This is a genomic window from Peptacetobacter sp. (assembly GCF_029264495.1).
Lineage (GTDB): Bacteria > Bacillota > Clostridia > Peptostreptococcales > Peptostreptococcaceae > Peptacetobacter.
The window spans coordinates 1-18463 of record NZ_JARIBH010000069.1; the positions used below are offsets into that span (position 1 = coordinate 1).

An 18463-nucleotide genomic window follows, 5' to 3' on the forward strand; every position below is an offset into this window, starting at 1 on the left:
ATATATTATTATTCTGCTTTTTCCATTTCATCAAGTTTACCACTACATAACCATAAAACTACACCTAAAGCTATTATTACGGCAGCTAATCCACCATAACCAACAGCAAAGTCCATAGTTTTTAACCAAGAATATAAGCTTGGGTATATGTACTGTGCTAAGAATACTGCCACTGGCCAGAATCCAAGTAAAAGTCCTAAAACTTTTGCAGGAGCTAATTTTGATATAAATGAGTTTCCTAATGGAGAGAATACCATTTCACCTAATGACATAAGGAAACTTACAAGTGCTAGCCATAAGAATGAACACTGTCCATTTACAGCTGCTATATGATCTGCTACAACCATTACTATATAAGATACACCAACTAACATTATTCCTAATGCTGTCTTTTTAAACATACTTATATCACCTTTTGGTCTACTAGCTAATTTAGCCCATACCATTGCAAGTACTGGTCCTAAAGCTATACAAACTAATGCATTCATTGAATCAAACCATGATGTTGGTATTTGGAAACTTCCTATATACCAATTAGCAAGGTTCATATAGTTTGCACCTTCACCCCAACCAAATCTATAATAAGCTGGCATATAAGCCATATACCATACCATCCAGAATATTCCAGAGAATAATGTAACAAGTATTATAGCTGCTATACGTTTCATATCTCCTGATGTAAGTTTTTCATCTTTAGCATCATCTTTTTTAGCTGCTGTTGTAAATTCACGCTGATCAGCTTTAAAAGGCTCTTTACCTGCATCACCTAAAGCTTTACCATTTAATATAAACCAAGCTGCATCTACAAACATAAATATTGCACATATTAAGAATACTGTATTAAAGCTTGTTTTTATACCAAATAATCCTGTTGTTGCTAACATTGCTACAACTGCTGTACCTATAAATGACCCTGCATTAACAAATGAATATTGAATTGAAAATGCTTCATCTAGTTCATCTGAATCATGGAATAAAAGTCCATTTATTCCTGATAGGTTACCTTTAAATAAACCTGTACCTATTGAAACTAATACTATCATTGCCCATACAAGTCCCATTGAATGAGCTTTCCAAGTACATAAATATCCTAATCCCATAAGTATCATACCAACTGGTACACATATTCTTGGACTAATCCAATGGTCTGCAATATAACCTCCAAATACTGGTGTGATATAAGTCCATGCTACGAATGCTGCTGATATAGCAACACCCTGTTCATCTGATAATCCAAGTCCACCAGATGCTACTTCTGTTACTATCCATATAGCTAATAAGTATTTTACAGTATAGAATGCTAGACGTTCAAATGTAAAGCCTAGTGCACATACATAAAAGCCAAATGGTTTTTTCTTTTTATTTTTTCCCATTATAAAACCTCCAAAAAATTTTATAGCCAACATATAAATATAATAACTTTGTTTTAAAAATAACGTTGGAATATTTTAGAGTATATCATAATGAAAAATAAATTTCAAATAAAAATAAGTATTTTAGTAATTTATTTTTATTATTATAAATAATATAGCGTTTTAACTATATAATTTTTTAATTTTTTTATAATAATCATTATTTTCTAAATTTATTAATAAAATCGTTTACTTACAATTTTTTCGTAGTTGTAAAAATATTATTTAACAAAAAAATCAAAGAATAGTTTATTAGATTATATTTTTACAACTACTTTGATTATGGTGTAAAAGTTTTTATTGTAATGTAAGAAACTTTACTGATTTCAAGAATAATAATAAACGTTTTATATTTAATATTTAATTAATAGTATCTCTTTATTGATAGCATTTCTTCACTTTTTATATAACTATATTTTATTTTTATATATACATAATAATAAATAATTATAAAATCGTTTTCTCCTTATAATATTCTATTTAACTTCACATTTTTTATACTTTAATAAACTATACTTTCAATCATAAGGATATATTTTAAGTTCTGTCATAACTAAAAATTAGTGTGATGTATTATTTGATATTAATTTATAATTATTTATTTTTTAATCTTATATTTTGATGAAATATAAATTGAGTTAAAGTTCTGTATTACACAAAGGAGGACGTTATGAAAACAAATCAAAAATCAACAACAAGTATTAGTGTTTTGACACTAACCGTAATGAATGTTGCAGCAGTAGTTAGTTTAAAAGGCCTAGCTAGTGAAGCTGGATATGGTCTTGGTTCTATTTTTTATTATTTATTTGCAGCTATTATGTTTTTAATTCCTGTAAGTTTAATATCAGCAGAATTAGCTGCTAGCTTTCCTCAAAAAGGAGGCGTATATGTTTGGGTTAAAGAAGCTTTTGGAAAAAGACTTGGCTTTTTAGCTATTTGGCTTCAATGGATACAAAATACTATTTGGTTTCCTACAGTATTAACTTTTTCAGCTGTTTCAATCGCATTTATAGGTGCTAATCCAAATTCTACAAATGTCGCTCTTGCTGATAATAAATTATATGTTGCTATAGTGTGCTTTGTTATTTATTGGGGTGCAACTTTAGTAAATTTAAGAGGGATCTCTGCTAGTTCAAAAATTAGTAAATTTGGTGGTTTAATTGGTACAATAATTCCAGCAGGTTTATTGATTTTATTAGCCGCTATTTGGTTATTTTCTGGTAAACCACTAGAAATGAACACTAGTATGAAAACATTAGTTCCGAATTTATCAAATCTTAATAATTTAGTACTTGCTTCAAGTATCTTTCTTTATTTTGCAGGAATGGAGCTTTCTAGTGTTCATGTTACTGAAATAGAAAATCCTCAAAAAAATTATCCAAAAGCTATAATTTTAGCTTCTGTTATTTCAGTTACAATATTTATATTAGGAACACTTGCTATTAGCTTTGTTCTACCTTCTAATTCTATTAATTTAACACAAGGTTTATTTATTGCCTTCGATAAATACCTAACTACTTTCCATTTAGGATTTTTATCTCCTGTTATTTTTACAATGTTAGTTATAGGTGTTATCGCAGGTGTAAGTACATGGATTGGTGGTCCAAGTAAAGGTCTTTTAACTGTCGGACATCAAGGTATGTTACCTTTATTCTTACAAAAAACTAATAAAAATGGTGTGCAAGTAAATATTTTACTTGTTCAAGGATGTATTGTATCTATTTTAATTTTATTATTTACTTTTATGCCTTCAATCCAATCTGTTTATCAAGTTTTAACTCAGTTAACATCAATTTTATATTTGGTAATGTATATATTATTATTTTTATCTGGTATAAAATTAAGAATAAAATATCCTGATATGAAAAGAGAATTTAGTGTACCAATGGGAAAAGCTGGTATGTTCTTATTAGGTGGCTTAGGTCTTTTTAGTGCATCATTAGCATTCATTCTTAGTTTCCTACCTCCTAATCAGATTAAAGTTGGTAGTACTTTAAATTGGTATTTAATTCTAATATTAGGTTTCGTTATTTTTATTACAATACCTCTTGTTATATACCATTTCAGAAAACCTAGTTGGGTTCAAAATAATAAAGTTGATGATATTGAAAAATAAAGGAGATGTATTATAATGTATAAAACTCACAGATTAAACAAAAAAACAAATGAAGATAGTATTTTTGCATCAAGAGATTCAGAATTTATATTACCTAAATATAAAATACCAAAAGGAGAATCTGATCCTAAAGTCATATTAGAAGTTGTAAAAGATGAATTATTTTTAGATGGAAATGCTCGTCAAAATCTTGCTACATTTACTCAAACTTATGAAGATGAAGAAATAAAAGAAATTATGAACATAGGTATGAATAAAAATATGATAGATAAAGATGAGTATCCTCAAACAGCAGAAATAGAAGAACGTATAGTTTATATGCTTGCTGATTTATGGAATGCTCCTAATGAATTAACTTCTATTGGTACATCTACTGTAGGTTCTTCTGAAGCTTGTATGCTAGGTGGCTTAGCTATGTATTATCGTTGGAAAGAAAAACGTCTTGCAGAAGGTAAAGATGTAAGTAAACCTAATCTAGTAACTGGACCTGTTCAAGTTGTTTGGGAAAAATTTGCTCGCTACTGGGGAATAGAATTAAGAGAAGTTCCAATGGAAAAAGATAGATATTATATGGATAGCGAATCAATGCTTGAATATATAGATGAAAATACAATAGGTGTTGTTACTACATTTGGATTAACATTTACAGGTGAATATGAACCTATTGAAAAATTATCTCATGCTTTAGATAAATTAGAAGAAAAAACTGGTTTAAATATAGATTTACATGTAGATGCTGCATCTGGTGGTTTCTTAGCTCCATTTTGTGCTCCTAAAATAAAATGGGATTTTAGACTTCCTAGAGTTAAATCTATCAGTGCTTCTGGTCATAAGTTCGGTCTTTCTCCACTAGGTTGTGGTTTCGTTGTATGGCGTGATGAAAAAGATCTTCCTGAAAACTTAATATTCCATGTAAACTACTTAGGTGGAGATATGGCTGTATTCCAACTTAATTTTTCAAGACCTGCTGGACCAATGTTAGCTCAATATTATTTATTATTAAGACTAGGATTTGAAGGATATAAAAAAATACATATGAACTGCTACAAAACAGCTCAATATTTAGCAAAAGAAATAGAAAAATTAGGTATGTTTGAAATTATATTCGATGGAGATGAAAATAAAGGTATTCCTGCTATAACTTGGAGATTGAAAGATAATGCTAATGTGACATTTAATCTATATGATTTTGCCGACAAATTAAGAAGTAGAGGTTGGTTAGTTCCTGCATATTCTTTACCTGCCAATGCACAAGAAATTGTTATTCAAAGAATTTTAGTAAGACAAGGCTTTGGACTAGATATGGCTTCATTATTAATAGATGATATTAAGAGAACACTTAAATATTTTGAAACTCATGAAGTTGTAACTCATTTAACTCAAGAAGAAGTAGGAAATATAAATCATAATGGTAGATAAATATAATATTTGTTAAAAATAAAAAGGTATTGTATATATAATATACAATACCTTTTATTTTTATGAATCAAAATACATACTTTATAAGTCAAAATACATACTTTTATTTTTTATTATTATTTGTATTAATCTTCTTCTACTAAGCTAGATAGTTTTTTATCTAGTGCAAATAGTACTAATGCTGTAATAGCTGCTACAATTGCAATTCCTATACATACATGTTTAAATTCAAAGTTTCCACCAAATGTTGCTCCGTAAAGAGGTCCATATGCAAATGATGCAAAGAATGTTGCAAGTCCCCAAACAGCTCCCATTGTTGAGTAATAACGGCTTGGTGCATATTTACTAATAAATGAATTTCCTAGAGGAGAGAAGAACATTTCCCCTAATGTTAATAAGAATGCAAATAATATTAACCATATACAACTTACTTTTCCTGTTCCACGCATTACGTCTAACATACACATGAAAACATATCCTAATCCTAATATACCTATACCTATACCTGTTTTACGGAATAAACTCATATCACCTTGTGGTCTTTCTGCAAGTTTTCTCCATAATAAAGCTGTTACAGGTCCAAGAATTACACAGAATATAGCATTACATGAATCAAACCAAGTTAAAGGTATTTCATATCCACCTATAATCCAGTTTGCGTGTTTTGTCCAATAGTAATAAACTGGAAGATATGCTAAGTTCCAGAATAACCAGAATATAATTGAAAATCCTGATACAAGAATAATTGCTGCAATACGTTTTTTCTCAACAGTTGTAAGAGGAATTTCTTTTTTATTATCCTTTAATTCTGCTCTTAATTTTGCTTCTGCTGCAAGTTCTTCTTCTGTTTTTTCATTTTTATAAGGTTTTTTACCAACTTCACCCATAAATTTTGTAGATAGTGCAAACCAAGCAGCTCCTAATACCATTACAACTGCTGCTATTTTAAAGCAAGGTGCAAAACCAAGAACTCCATCATGAGCAAATACATCTTTATATAATATACCAACTGCAAAAGTACCTATAAATGAACCAACATTTACTAATGTATAACGAATTGAAAATGCTGAATCTAGTTGTGTTTTGTCCTTAACAACACGTCCCATTAATGAACCAACTTTGTAAAGTGAAAGTCCTCCACTTACACAAGCTATCATTGCATAAACCATACCTGGCCCATGTGCTATAGAACCTAAAAAATAACCTAATCCACAAAGTAACATACCAAATGGTGTTACATAACGAGCTCCAATGAAACGGTCACAAACTACCCCAGTAAATAAAGGTAGTCCATATGCACATGCTGTTAATAATGACTGCATTGTTGCTCCTTGTGATTCAGAAAGACCAAGTCCTCCTGTTGCAATACTTGCTGTTACGAAAATAAGGATTAATGAACGTCCTAAATAGTAAGATAAACGTTCGAAGATATCTGTACATGCTAAGAACCAAAATCCTTTTCCTAACTTCTTCTTAGTTGCTTCCATAATTTTCCCCCTATCTGTACTTTCGTACTTTTTACTTTTAGCTTCATCCTCTCCCTAAAAGCTAAAATAAAATCAGTATTTAATCTCACATCACTCTTTTTACTGACCTTTGTATATTATATCACAATTTTTTCTGCTATAAAATATAATTGTATAATTTATTTGAATTTTTTTATATTTTTTTATATTCAGATTTTAATTTTATTTTTAAATTATATTTAGATTTTTTCTTTATTTTTTCATTTTATATAAAGTTTTGTAATATCGTTTTCCTATTTTTTTAAAGTTTTTTTATTTTAATCTAAATTTTTATTTTTAATTTATTTTAAATTTTTTAATAATTATTAAATTTATATACATATTTTTTACTCATTCTACAAAAATTTCTTTTTTTCTCTGAATTTTTGCAATATTGACATTTTTACCTTTAATTGATATTCTCTTTTTAGGATAAAATTTAAAATAGAGGGAGAATTTAAAAAAATGGACAAAGCTAAAAAAATTTTAGAAATTGTACAAGAAAAAGGATTAGATGGAATGTATATTTCCAAAGAATCAAATGTTAACTATGTAACAGGTTATCCTGACGAATGTGGATATGCTATAATAGGACCAAATGGTAAATATTTATTAACAGATTCTCGTTTTACAGAGTTAGCTGAAAAAAGTTGTCCTGATTATAAAATCGTAAACTGGCATCTAACATCTAGAAGCTTACCAAAAGCTATAGCTAATACATGTATAGAAGCAGGTATAAAAAAATTAGGCTTTGAAGAATGTTTTACAACTTTTGACAAATATACTCAAATAAATTCACTTTTATCTGAATCAGGTATCGAACTTGTACCTACTCAAAATGTTATTGAAACTCTACGTTATGTAAAATCTGATGAAGAAATTGAAAATTTAAGAATTTCATGCCAAATTGCAGATAAAGCTTTAGAAGAATTAGTTCCTTATATAAAACCTGGTGTAACTGAAAGAGAATTATGTGCAAGACTTGAGTTTTCTATGAAAATGCATGGTGCACAGGACATAGGTTTTGAAACTATATTAATTTCTGGAGCAAAAACATCTTTACTTCATGGTAAACCTAGTGATAAAAAAGTTGAAGAAGGTGACTTTGTTCTTGTAGATTTTGGTGCAAAATATAATGGATATATATCTGATATGACTCGTACATTTATTGTTGGAGAACCAAATGAAAAGCAAAAAGAAGTTTATGAACTTGTTCGTAAATCACAAGAAATAGGTCTTGAAAATATGAAAAATAGAGCTCATGCAAAAGGTCCTGATGCTGAAATAAGAAAAATTCTTGGAGATTATGAAAAATTCTATTATTCTGGAATGGGTCATGGTGTTGGATTAGATCTTCATGAAGAACCTTTCCTTGGTATAAATGGTAGTAGAATAATGGAAACTAATTGTGTTATTACAATGGAACCTGGTATTTATATTCCTGGTTGGGGTGGTGTAAGAATTGAAGATACTGTTCTTATAACAGAAAATGGTATGGAAACACTTACACACTTCCCAAAAGAACTTATGATTTTAAAATAATTTTTTAATATATTCAATCAAAAAAATCCTATTGTATTTAATTTTACAATAGGATTTTTTATTTTTATTTTTTAGTTAATACAGCTACATTTTCCACATGTACTGAATGTGGGAACATATCTACTGGTTGAATTTCATCACATTTATATCCTCTCTCATCTAAATAAGCTAAATCTCTAGCAAGTGTCGATGGATTACAAGATACATAAACTACTCTTTCTGGCTCCATAGATATTATTGTATCTAATACTTTCTCATCGCATCCTTTTCTAGGAGGGTCTACTACAACTACATCAGCTTTTTTGCCTTCTTTATACATCTTTGGAACAACTTCTTCTGCTTTTCCAGCATAAAATTCTGTATTATCAAGTCCATTTAATTTTGCATTTATCTTAGCGTCTTTAATAGCATCTTCTACTATTTCTATACCATATACTTTTTTAGCTTTCTGAGCTAAAAATAGAGATATTGTTCCTATTCCACAATATATATCAAATACTGTTTCATTTCCTGTTAAATTTGCATATTCAAGAGCTTTATTGTATAAAACTTCTGTCTGAACCGGATTTACTTGGAAAAATGATAATGGTGATATTTCAAATACAAGTTTCCCTATATAATCATTTATTTTTCCAGTTCCACATATAACTTTATTTTCTCTTCCAAGAATTACATTTGTTTTGTTTGTATTTATATTTAATACTAATGTTTTAAATCCTTCTATTTTTTCAGTAAGTTTATCTACAAGTTTATCTATATTGGGAAGTTTTTTGCCATTTACAACTAAAACTACCATAACTTCACCTGTTGTAAATCCTATTTTTGTAACTATATGTCTTAATATTCCTTTGTGTTTTACTTCATCATAAACACTTACATTATTTTCCAATATATATTCTCTTACAACTTCTATTATTTTATCATTTAGTTCATGTTGAATCATACATTTAGCTGTAGGTATTACTTCATGACTTTTTTTCTTATAAAATCCTATTACAGGTTTTCCATTTTTCATTTGTACTGGAAACTGTGCCTTATTTCTATATCTAAATGGATTTTCCATTCCTATAGTATTTAAAATATTGACATTTTCTAGTTTTCCTATTCTAGATACAACTTGTTTGACTTCATTAGTTTTTAATTCTAATTGCTTATTATAGTCTAATTCCTGTATCTGACATCCACCACACATCTTTAAATTATCATCACAAACTCTAGCAACTCTAAATGGAGATTGCTGCACTATTTCAACTAAATCTCCTACTGCATAATTTTTTTTAGATTTATTTATTTTTACTTTTACCTTTTCACCTACCAAAGCAGCATCTACAAATACTGTAAATCCATTATATTTACCGATTCCAACTCCAGATTCACCCATATCAACGATATCGACAACATATTCTTTATTTTTTTCTAACATTCCGATCCTCCGTTTATATTAATCTCATTAAAATTTAATTTTAACAGAAAAAAGCCTCGTACTCAAGTACAAGGCTTTTCTTATTATAATTTAATATTTCCAAACATATTTACCTTTTTCGCCAGTTCCATAAAAATCTGCAAATGTTATATCAAATATATTTTCTTTGAAATCAACTGATATTTTATTTTTTATTATATATTGCCAAATTCCAGCATTCGATATATCTCCTTGAAGAAGAATACCCTTTAATTTCCCATCTTCTGTTAAAACAGCTCTTTTATAGTTTTTTGAATCTTCTTCTTCTACTACTTTATCATTTTCTTCTTCTTTTATATTTCCTAAACATAAACTTACAAGACCATAGAAATTAATAGTATTTTTCATCGCAAATTTATCTTCATATTTTTCAGACATATTTGCCATATTTCTAGCAGCTACCATTCCTTGCTTCATAGCGTTAGGCCATATTCCAGAAAGACCTGTTACATCACCAGCTGCATATATATCTTCTACATTGGTTTTCATAAAATCATCTACAACAATCCCTCTATCAACTTCTATACCACTACCTTCAATTAAAGAAATTGCTGGTCTAACACCTGCTGCAACTATAATCATGTCACAAGGTACTGTTTCTCCTGTATCAAATGTAACAGCATGGATTTTTCCATCCTCTAAACATTCTGCCTTATCTGCTTTACATCCTAAATAGAATTTTGCTCCTGCTTTTTCAAATCTTTTTTGATATTCATATGCTGCACATGGATTTAATTGAACTGGTAATATAGAGTCTGCCATTTCAACTATTGTAACATCTTTTCCTCTTTCTAAAAGTCCATGTGCTGCATCAAGACCTACAAGACCTGATCCAACTATTAATATTTTTTCAGCTTTTTCTGCCATTTTATCTATCTCTTGAGCATCTCTTAAATGTCTTAATCCAAATACATTTGTCGCTTTTCTAAAATCTCCAACAGGAGGTATAAAACTATTTGCACCAGTTGCTATAAGTAATTTGTCATACTTTTCTATATCATCATTTAAAAGAATTACTTCTTTTTTAGAAGTATCTATTTTCTTTACGCCTATTTTTTTCCAATTTATATTATTATCTTCAAAGAAATTTTCACTTGTAAAGTTTAATGTTTTTTCATCTCTTTCATGTGATATATATTTATGCAACATACAACGAGAATGTACAAACTGATCTTCTGATACCATTGTAATACTAGAATTTTCATCTAGTTTTCTTAATTCTTCTGCAGCTGTTATTCCTGCTGCACCTACACCAATAATTACATATTTCATCAGTTATACCTCCTCAACATGAATTGCCTTTTTAGGACATGATTTTACACAACTAGGTTCTCCACCATGTTCAATACAAAAATCACATTTTATTACTTTTGTTCTTGTTACTCTATCTGGCTTTAATACTCCAAAAGGACAATTCATAACACACATAAAACAAGAGCCACATCTTTTTTCATCATAAGTAACTAAACCTGTTTCACTATCTTTTTTCAATGCACCACTCATACAAGACATTACACATTCTGGTTGATCACAATGTCTACAAAAGACAGGTCTATAATTTCCTTTTTCATCTTTATATATAAAGTTTCTTGATTCATTTTTAGGATCTAAAAGATTTAATGTATAAATATCACCTTCATCTGATCTATGAGCCTGCATACAAGCTATAGAGCAGTTTTTACATCCATCACATTTTTCGTAGTCTACTATTATTCTTTTCATACTAGTGTCCTCCTTAAATATTAAGACCAGTACGTTTTTCTAATATTATTTTTTCAAGAATATCTGCTGTATCTTTTGCATCAGAATTTATTATAACTTGTCCACCAGTTAGTTCTTTCATATCTTCTGTAAGTACTTTTACTGCTGTATCACTTCCTGATATGAATGGAGGTAATCCTAAATGAAGTGGTAATCCTAACGCAAGACCAAAACATCCATCTGCAAGTGCTTGTTCTTCTAACCATTGAGCTGCTGATAGTACAAGTGGTAGTTTTGGTAAATCAACACCTATTGCTTCAGCTAATTCTGTAGCTACTATTTCTAATCTTCCTATAGCTAAACATGGACCAAAGTTTAGTACTGGTGGTATTCCCAAAGATTCGCATACTTCTCTTAGATTATCTCCAGCATATTTTGCAGCTTCTGGAGTCATTAAACCACAGTTTTCTATTCCTCCTGAAGAACATCCAGCTGTTAATACCAATATATCTTTTGATATAAGTTCTTTTACTAAATCAACTGTTAATACATCATGTCCACCAGCTGTTAAGTTTGAACATCCAACTACTCCTGCTATACCCTTTATTTTTCCAGATATCAATAAATCTATAAGTGGTTTCCAATTACCACCTAAAAATGATTTTAATGAGCCTTCACTTACACCAGTAAGAGTATTTTCAAATCCATGATCTTCCATAAGATTTAAAGAAATATTTTTTCTTCTTTCTTTATAAGAATCTATAACTCTATCTATAATTTCTTCTGAAACACTTTCTCTATTTTCAAAATCAAATTCTTTTAATTCAGCATTTGCTTTTTTTGCAACACTGTCTATACATATTTGTTTTATTTTTAGTTCATCACATATAGGTTCTATGCCAGGTAAAGTACAGTTAAACTCAGATATAACTGCATCAATTGCACCTGTAGCTAGTATAGCCTCACTTGTGTAATTATTTCCGGCATGTCCATCAAATATATCTTCATAATGTGCACCCCTTAGCTGTAAATCTTGTCCAACACAAGTACATCCTACTAATTTAAATCCTTTAGCTCCAACAGCTTCTGCTTTTTTTACAACATCTTCTTCTGTTAATCTTTTTTGAAGATATGTAAACATTGAATGTTGATGTCCTGTTATCATTATGTTTATATATTCAGGATTTACAACTCTCATTCCAACTGGAGCCAATCTTATTTCTGGTTCTCCTAGTACTATATCATTTAATAAATTAGTAAGCGTTAATCCATATATACCTGTTGATATACCTAATTTTAGACAGTCTTTCAACATATCAACTGGATCTGAATTAAGATTTGTAGAACATTTTACTACACCATGACATACTTCTGATTTTGCTCCTCCAGGTAAAATACCTAATTCTTTCCAATTTTCATATCTAGGAGCATAAGCCATTTTTTTAATCAATTTCATTTCTTCAAATTCAGGAAGATATAAATCAGTTAATACTGCATCTGCAACCTTTTCTGCTCTTTTATGTATATCTTCTTCATAAATTTCAAATATATCGGCTAGTTTGTTAAGAGCATTTTCACCCTTTATCTCACCTTTTTTCTGTGCAACATCTTTTACATTTCTTGCTGTATTTTCTACAACATGAATATAACAACCAGAACCAGATGCAACTGCTCTTAATAAGTTTCTTGTAACTATAGTATCTGCATTTGCTCCACATATTCCTCTTGGAGAATCTGGTGTTATACGACAAGGTCCATTTGAACAGAGTCTACAACAAACTCCTTGTAATCCAAATCCACATTTTGTTTTCTGTGTATCTACTCTATGGTGAGATGTTTCAAATGGAAGGCTTTTTATATATCCTTCTAAAGGTTTGTCTGCACTTTTACAAGTATTGCAGCCATAGCATTTATGATTCATAATATTTCCTCCTAAGAATTAAAATTTTATTTTTAATATTTATTTTTAAAATAGACTTTTTTAGTCCACTTTAATGCAAATTTTATAGCTTGCACATTTTTTATCTATGTACAAGCTATTTTTATCTAATTTAAATCATTATTAAATATAATATAAATTTTACTTGCTTTCTGATTCCAAAATATCTTTTAATGTTTTTCTTTTTAATAATGATTCTACTTCTTTTTGAATGGATACTAATTCTTTATGTACCCTACATCTTCCACTATGTCCATTTCTACCACAAAAATTATTTATACAATCCATTACAGCAAAATCTGGTTCAGTAGAAACTACTATATCATAAAGTGTTAGCATATCTAATTTTTTTCTTAAATTATATCCACCATTTGCCCCTCTTTTGATATCTACAATACCATTTTTTGATAATTTCTTAATTATTTTATAAGCAAATGCTTCAGGTAAGGATTCTTTTTCACAAATATCCTTTATAGTTAATTTTTCTTCATTTTTAAGTGCTCTTACAATTCTTATTGCGTAATCACTTTCTTTTGTAAATAACATTTTTCACCACCTACTATGTTTTTATTTTATCAAAAGTTGATAAAATTTGTCAAGAATTTTTATTAATTATTTAACAATAATATTTCTTTTATTTTATCCACTTTTACTTTAAATTAAAAGGAGAAGCAGAAATTTTGCTCCCCTTTTTCATATTTAATATTTAATAACAATATTTAGAATAAATAAAATTTAATATCTCAAATAATCATCGTACTTTATAATATCTTCATGCTCAATAAATACTCTAGGTATTCTTCTAGATATATTGCACATTATTTCATGTGATATAGTGTCACAGTCATTAGCAAATTCACTTATTGATACTCCACCTTTTCCAAATACTATAACTTCATCCCCAACATTGATATCATCTTCCATGCCTATTTTTATCATACATTGATCCATACATATTCTTCCAACTACATCATAGTATTTACCTTTTATACAAACCTTTGGATTTTTTCTGCCTCGTACAAATCCATCTGCATATCCTATTGCTAAAGTCGCTATTTTTTCTTTTTCTTTTGCTTCATATGTACATCCATAGCTGATTTTTTCACCAGGTTCTATTACTTTTACATGAGAAACTTTTGTTTTTATAGTCATAACAGGTTCAAGAGGAACTCTTTCTTTCATTACTTCATCAGATGGATAACATCCATACATTATTATTCCTGCTCTTACCATATCAAACCTCATATCTTCACAATCAACTGTTGCAGCACTGTTAGCTGTATGAAGTAAAGGTATATTAACTCCTTCTTCTTTTAGCCTTTTTGTAATATATTTAAATTTTTCGCCTTGATTGTTGGTAAAAGTTTTATCTAATTCATCTGAAGCTGCAAAATGAGTAAACATTCCCTTTATTCTTATTCTACTCATTTTACTTATTTCTTTTATATCTTTAATCGACTCTTCTGTAACTTTAAACCCGAGTCTATTCATACCAGTATCTATTTTTATATGAACTTTAGCATCCATTTCAAGTTCTTCTGCTACTTTGTTTAATTTTTCTGCATCTTCTTTTGAATATATGGTAAACATTACATCATTTCGTATTATGTCTTTATATCTTAATTCAGGAGTATATCCTAAAATTAAGATAGGGAGTTCTACTTGTTTTCTTCTAAGTTCCATTGCTTCTTCTGCTCTTGATACAGCTAAATACTCTACATCATTTTCTTCAAGAGTTCTAGCTATTTCGACAGCTCCATGTCCATATGCATCAGCTTTAACTATACCACAAATAGCCTCATTATTAGTCAAAATATTTCTTATATTTTTTAAATTTTTTTTGAAAGCATCCAAGTCAATCTCAGCCCAAGCTACTGCTTTTATTCTATTTTTATCTATCATATATTATTCCCCCAGTCTGAATTTTCTTTATTGATACTCTCTAAAATAATATTCTCTATTAATTAATTTTATTGTTATTTTTGAATTTTTTCAATACAATATCTTTATTTTCACAATGTATTTTTAATGATTATTTTTTTTATATATATTTTGAATTCTATTTTTTTAATATATAAAATAGGCAAAGATATTTAATCTTTGCCTATTTATAGATTAATCTACTCTTATTTCATATCCGTGTTTTTCATACTGTTCAACTATTTCAGACCATAATTCTTCTATACCTGTTTTTTTAGATGAAGAAACAGGTATAATTTTTTCATCTTTTTCAAGTTGAAGTTTTTTCCTAATTACACTCATATGTTTTAGATATTGTCCTCTAGATATTTTATCTGCTTTCGTAGCTATTACAACACAATCATATCCATAGTATTTTATCCAATCATACATCATTTTATCATCATTTGTAGGCTCATGTCTTATATCAACCAATAAGAAAATTGCACAAAGCTCTTTTCTATCTTGAAGATATCTTTCCATTATCTGTCCCCATTTTTCTTTTTCAGATTTAGCTACTTTTGCATATCCATATCCTGGTAAATCTACAAAGAAAAATTCTTCATTTATTAAATAAAAGTTTATTGTTCTTGTTTTTCCTGGTGTGGAACTAGTTCTTGCAAAATTTCTTCTATTTAATAATGCGTTTGTAAGAGATGATTTACCAACATTTGATCTCCCAGCTAATGCTATTTCAGGTATACCATCTGTAGGATATTGGGATTTATGTACAGCACTCATTGTAATCTCTGAACTTCTTATTTTCATTATTTTCACCGTCCTATTCTATAAAAGGGCTTCTTTTAAAACATCATCCATTTTTTCAACTAATACAAAATTCATATCAGCTTTTACATTTTCAGGAATTTCTTCTAAATCAACTTCACATTCAGATGGAAGTAATACTTTTTTAATTCCTGCTCTATGTGCAGCAAGTAATTTTTCTTTTACTCCTCCTACTGCAAGTACTCTACCTCTTAAAGTTATTTCTCCTGTCATAGCTATATTTCCAGGGACACCTCTATTTGTAAGTGCTGAAATAACTGCAAGTGCCATTGTTATACCAGCTGAAGGTCCATCTTTTGGTGTAGCACCTTCAGGTAAATGTATATGTATATCTGTATTAGTATAAAATTCTGGATCTATTCCTAATTCTTCTGCTTTAGATCTTATATAAGATATTCCTGCTTTTGCAGATTCTTTCATAACATCACCTAATTGACCAGTAAGTACTATATTACCTTTTCCTTTTAGTACATTTACTTCTACTTCTAAAGTAACTCCACCTACTTCTGTCCATGCAAGTCCTGTAACAAGACCTACTCTAGGTTCATCTTTTGCAAGGTCATATCTAAATACTTCTTTTCCTAATAATTCTTGAAGGTCATCTATTTTAACATCATAATGTTCTAATGTTGGATCTTCAACATATTTTTTTGCTACTTTTCTACATATTTTACCAATTGTTCTTTCTAATGTTCTAACACCTGCTTCTCTAGTATAAGAACTTACTATTTTTCTCATAACTTCTTCATCTATACTAACAAAGTTTTCTTCTAATGCATTTTCTTTTATTTGCTTTGGAAGTAAATATTTACTTGCTATATTTAATTTTTCTTCTTCTATATATCCAGATACTCTAATTATTTCCATTCTATCTAATAATGGTCTTGGTATATTATCTAAACTATTAGCTGTTGTTATAAATAGAACTTTTGATAAATCAAAAGGTATTTCCATATAATGGTCTACAAAGTCTTTATTTTGTTCTGGATCTAGAACTTCTAGCATAGCTGCTGCTGGATCTCCTTTATAATCAGATGCCATTTTATCAATCTCATCTAATAAAAATACTGGATTTTTACTTCCTGCTTCTTTAACTCCATTTATTATTCTTCCAGGTATTGCACCTACATATGTTCTTCTATGTCCTCTTATTTCTGCTTCATCTCTAACTCCACCAAGAGAAAGTCTTGTAAACTTTCTTCCTAACGCTCTTGCAACAGATTTTACTATCGATGTTTTACCAACACCTGGAGGTCCAACTAAGCATATTATAGGACCTTTTGGAGATTTTGATAATTTTCTAATAGCTAAGTATTCTATTATTCTTTCTTTTACTTTATCTAGGCCATAATGATCTTCATTAAGTATTGCCTCTGCTTTTTCTATATCTAATTTATCTTTAGTTTCTTTATTCCAAGGAAGAGAGAATATCATATCTAAATAATTTCTACTTACAGAAGAATCTGGAGAACTTTGTGGTAGTTTTGCAAATTTTTCTATTTCTTTGTCTATTTTTTCTTTAGTAGCTTTTGGAGCTTTTAATGTTTTTAATTGTTTTTTATATTTATCTGCTTCACTAGATGAATCCTCATCTTCTCCAAGTTCTTTTTGTATAGCTCTCATCTGTTCTCTTAAATAATATTCTTTCTGAATTTTATTCATTTGTTTTTTTACTCTTAGAGCTATTTTTTTCTCTATCTTCATTATTTCTACTTCTTCTAATAGAGTCATATATATAAGTTCTAATCTGTTTTTAACATCAAATTCTTCTATTATTTCTTGTTTCTTTTCACTTTTTAAATATATATTTGCTGCTATTGTATCTACTAATCTTCCATAATCTTCTATTTCTGAAAGTGTTATTAGTATTTCTGGTGATATTTTATTTCCTATATTTATATAGTCTTCAAAAGCATCCATTACACTTCTAACCAATGCTTTTATTTCCATATCTTTTTCTTTATTTGTTATTTCTTCATCTATATTTTCTTCATTATTTTCTATTTCTTCATTGTCTATAGGTACAATTTCATCTATTATAGCCTTATAGTATCCATCTTCATTATCTACTTCTTTTATAACACCTCTAGATATACCTTCAACTAAAACTCTAACTGTATCTCCTGGTAATTTTATCATTTGTTTTACTTTAGATATAGTTCCAACTTTATAGAAATCATCTACTTCTGGGTTATCTATTTCTGGATCCTTTTGAGAGGTAAGGAATATTATCTCATCATTTAACATAGCCTCTTCTAGAGCTTTTATAGATATCTCTCTACCTATATCAAAGTTTAATATCATATATGGGAATATTGATAATCCTCTAAGCGGGATTAATGGTAATTCACGTTCAATTTTAGTGTATGTATTATTCATTCAGTTTTTCATCTCCTTTTTTAAGAATTTCACTGCTTTTACTATTATATCTTTACGGATATTAATTTTCAACCGAAAAAGCTTTAAATTTTATCATTTAATAGATTATTATATCGTTATAAAGATTTATTTGCAAGTTCATATCTATTATTTTTTATTATATACACTCTATATATTATTATACACTATAAATAATTTTTCCTTAACTTTTCTGTGATATAATATAGTTGAATTGTCTAAATT

Annotated in this window: 13 protein-coding genes; 3 read left to right on the forward strand and 10 right to left on the reverse strand. The window is 28.7% G+C overall.

The window, feature by feature from the left end; genetic code table 11:
• Positions 1–8: 8 nt before the first annotated feature.
• A complete protein-coding gene (locus Q1J78_RS06425) occupies positions 9–1373 on the reverse strand; it encodes a peptide MFS transporter (RefSeq protein ID WP_300277972.1) in 1365 nt (454 codons plus the stop codon).
• 709 nt (positions 1374–2082) lie between these two features.
• Between Q1J78_RS06425 and gadC the strand changes: the two genes are divergently transcribed.
• Both gadC and gad read left to right on the forward strand, forming a co-directional pair.
• On the forward strand, positions 2083–3528 hold the full coding sequence (gene gadC, locus Q1J78_RS06430; RefSeq protein ID WP_300277975.1) for a glutamine/gamma-aminobutyrate antiporter GadC: 1446 nt from the start codon (positions 2083–2085) through the stop codon (positions 3526–3528).
• A gap of 15 nt (positions 3529–3543) precedes the next feature.
• On the forward strand, positions 3544–4947 hold the full coding sequence (gene gad / locus Q1J78_RS06435; RefSeq protein ID WP_300277978.1) for a glutamate decarboxylase: 1404 nt from the start codon (positions 3544–3546) through the stop codon (positions 4945–4947).
• A 125-nt stretch (positions 4948–5072) separates the two neighbouring features.
• Here the strand turns inward: gad and Q1J78_RS06440 are convergent, their stop codons facing one another.
• The gene (locus Q1J78_RS06440) at positions 5073–6434 is read right to left on the reverse strand and encodes a peptide MFS transporter (protein WP_300277981.1); all 1362 of its coding nucleotides are present in this window, start codon (positions 6432–6434) and stop codon (positions 5073–5075) included.
• Positions 6435–6917: 483 nt separating this feature from the next.
• Here Q1J78_RS06440 and Q1J78_RS06445 point away from each other — a divergent pair, with 483 nt between their 5' ends.
• On the forward strand, positions 6918–7994 hold the full coding sequence (locus Q1J78_RS06445) for a M24 family metallopeptidase (protein ID WP_300277984.1): 1077 nt from the start codon (positions 6918–6920) through the stop codon (positions 7992–7994).
• A 64-nt stretch (positions 7995–8058) separates the two neighbouring features.
• Here Q1J78_RS06445 and rlmD read toward each other — a convergent pair whose 3' ends face one another.
• The 8 genes from rlmD to lon all read right to left on the reverse strand — a co-directional run bounded on the left by rlmD (position 8059) and on the right by lon (position 18220).
• Entirely contained in the window at positions 8059–9417 is a 1359-nt protein-coding gene (gene rlmD / locus Q1J78_RS06450; protein ID WP_300277987.1) for a 23S rRNA (uracil(1939)-C(5))-methyltransferase RlmD, read from the reverse strand.
• A gap of 90 nt (positions 9418–9507) precedes the next feature.
• Positions 9508–10728 (reverse strand): NAD(P)/FAD-dependent oxidoreductase, encoded by a 1221-nt coding sequence (locus Q1J78_RS06455; protein WP_300277990.1) that lies wholly within the window; start codon positions 10726–10728, stop codon positions 9508–9510.
• A 3-nt stretch (positions 10729–10731) separates the two neighbouring features.
• Positions 10732–11178 carry a 4Fe-4S dicluster domain-containing protein gene (locus Q1J78_RS06460; protein WP_300277993.1) on the reverse strand — a complete coding sequence of 149 codons (447 nt, stop codon included), beginning with the start codon at positions 11176–11178 and terminating at the stop codon, positions 10732–10734.
• Between the two features lie 13 nt (positions 11179–11191).
• Complete coding sequence (gene cooS / locus Q1J78_RS06465) at positions 11192–13078, reverse strand: anaerobic carbon-monoxide dehydrogenase catalytic subunit (protein ID WP_300277996.1); 1887 nt, start codon at positions 13076–13078, stop codon at positions 11192–11194.
• A gap of 159 nt (positions 13079–13237) precedes the next feature.
• A complete protein-coding gene (locus Q1J78_RS06470; RefSeq protein WP_300277999.1) occupies positions 13238–13642 on the reverse strand; it encodes an RrF2 family transcriptional regulator in 405 nt (134 codons plus the stop codon).
• A 189-nt stretch (positions 13643–13831) separates the two neighbouring features.
• Complete coding sequence (gene alr, locus Q1J78_RS06475; protein ID WP_300278002.1) at positions 13832–14998, reverse strand: alanine racemase; 1167 nt, start codon at positions 14996–14998, stop codon at positions 13832–13834.
• 213 nt (positions 14999–15211) lie between these two features.
• On the reverse strand, positions 15212–15823 hold the full coding sequence (gene yihA / locus Q1J78_RS06480; protein ID WP_300278005.1) for a ribosome biogenesis GTP-binding protein YihA/YsxC: 612 nt from the start codon (positions 15821–15823) through the stop codon (positions 15212–15214).
• 18 nt (positions 15824–15841) lie between these two features.
• Complete coding sequence (gene lon, locus Q1J78_RS06485; protein ID WP_300278008.1) at positions 15842–18220, reverse strand: endopeptidase La; 2379 nt, start codon at positions 18218–18220, stop codon at positions 15842–15844.
• Between the last annotated feature and the right edge of the window lie 243 nt (positions 18221–18463).